Here is a 1,706-nt window from a genome sequence, read left to right on the forward strand (position 1 = left end):
CTGTCAAAGCATTTTCAACTATTTGACAAAAATAGCATAGCTGTTACTGTTGATGATGGTGATATATCTTTTTATAACTATATGTTCCCGCTGTTAAAGCAGAGAAACATACCTGCTATATTATTTATTATTACTGAACTTATTGATACCAACATCCCTTTTTGGTGGGATGAGCTTGTATATCTACTTGGAGATGCTGAAGGAGAGAAGAAAGTATGGGAAGTTAAAAGTTGGCTTAATAAAGACAGAGTTGAGTACCTAGAGAAGCTAAGAGAACTGTCCGACAAGCCGAGGCTTGAGCAAGTGCAGTTAACTACAGAGCAACTCCTGGAAATGCAGCAGGCTGGAGTTATCATAGCCAATCATTCACATACCCATCCCATGTTTGATAAGTGTACTGCTGAAGAGCTAAAGCAGGAATTACAAAATTCAAAGGCCTTCTTTCAAAAACACGGGTTAAATGGGTATGAATTGTTAGCATACCCAAATGGCAATGTAAACTTATTAGCTGAAGAAATTGCCAAGCAGGAAGGAATTAAATACGCATTTTTGTTCGACCATCAGTTATCGGACCTTAGCGGTAACCCTTACAGAATATCTAGATTGAGTGTTACTGACCAAATCAGTATAGGTAAAATGAGGTTTATTCTAAGCGGATTTCACTCAAAACTGTTACCGCTCCGAAAGAAACTTTACAATATGTTAAAGAGGTAGAGTTGAACTCTATAAAGGTACTACATCGTGTAGAGCTAATCGAGCGTCAAACCATACTCCCTATGAAACAACTATCCTTGTTTCATAGGGAGTATGGAACATATCATCGATGACTGTGTATTTTATCAAACACTTATTTAGTTGTTGATAGGTCAGGTAAGTGATTCTTTTCGCTTTTCTAGCTGTTTCACAACTTTTGCTGGATTGCCGACTGCAATTGACCAGGCTGGTATATCGTTTACAACAAGTGAGCCTGCTCCAACTACAGATCCTTCACCAACCGTAACACCAGGCATAACAATAGACCCCATACCAACTACACATCCTTTCTTTAAGGTAACAGGGAGTTTTATATAACCAAGATCATTGTATCTGTCATACTTATGATAACTTGATAGATCTCTCTTGTGGCATAAGATTAGGCACCTGCTCGCAACCCATACATCATCCTCAATATGAATCAGGGAAGCATTGTGCACATCAAAGTAAACATCATATCCAATGGCCACGTTCTTCCCAACATGGCATCCCACCATTCTCCATATGGAAGGTCTTAAGCTTAAGCTAATACGATCTAAAATAACCCAATTCTTAGCAATCTTGAAAAGCCACCAGTGTGACACCATTTGCGCTTTTAAGTATGCTGCGCGTGGGACTTTTTTTAATAATTGGAAAAACCTGCCTGTACTCATCTAACTTTTTGCTTGTAAAATTAAGCAAATATTTGTTGAAATGTCTTTAGAGTAAGCCAAGATAGTTTAGAAATCAGGATATATTGTTGTAGGTAAACTGTATACTTAATCAGGAGGCACTAATCACTGGTAGACAGTATTCCAAATGTTTGTAAATCAGTTTACTGAGGTCATTGGTATTGCACGAGTTAATGACTTTATCTTCTATTTCGTACTTAAGTTGGTGTTTTTTGTTTAATCTAGTTTATCAAGTAATAAGTTGTAAAAGAACTCATTTGGTGTATGTAGATATTACAATAG

Annotated in this window: 2 protein-coding genes; one reads left to right on the forward strand and one right to left on the reverse strand. The window is 37.1% G+C overall.

The window, feature by feature from the left end; genetic code table 11:
• A partial coding sequence (locus ACFQ2O_RS21515) for a polysaccharide deacetylase family protein (protein WP_377532939.1) occupies nucleotides 1-714 on the forward strand: 714 nt, incomplete at its 5' end.
• Between the two features lie 152 nt (nucleotides 715-866).
• Here ACFQ2O_RS21515 and ACFQ2O_RS21520 read toward each other — a convergent pair.
• Nucleotides 867-1,406: an acyltransferase gene (locus ACFQ2O_RS21520; RefSeq protein WP_377532941.1), complete on the reverse strand. Its 540-nt coding sequence runs from the start codon at nucleotides 1,404-1,406 to the stop codon at nucleotides 867-869.
• Nucleotides 1,407-1,706 lie beyond the last annotated feature (300 nt).

Source organism: Pontibacter rugosus (assembly GCF_042678745.1).
Lineage (GTDB): Bacteria > Bacteroidota > Bacteroidia > Cytophagales > Hymenobacteraceae > Pontibacter > Pontibacter rugosus.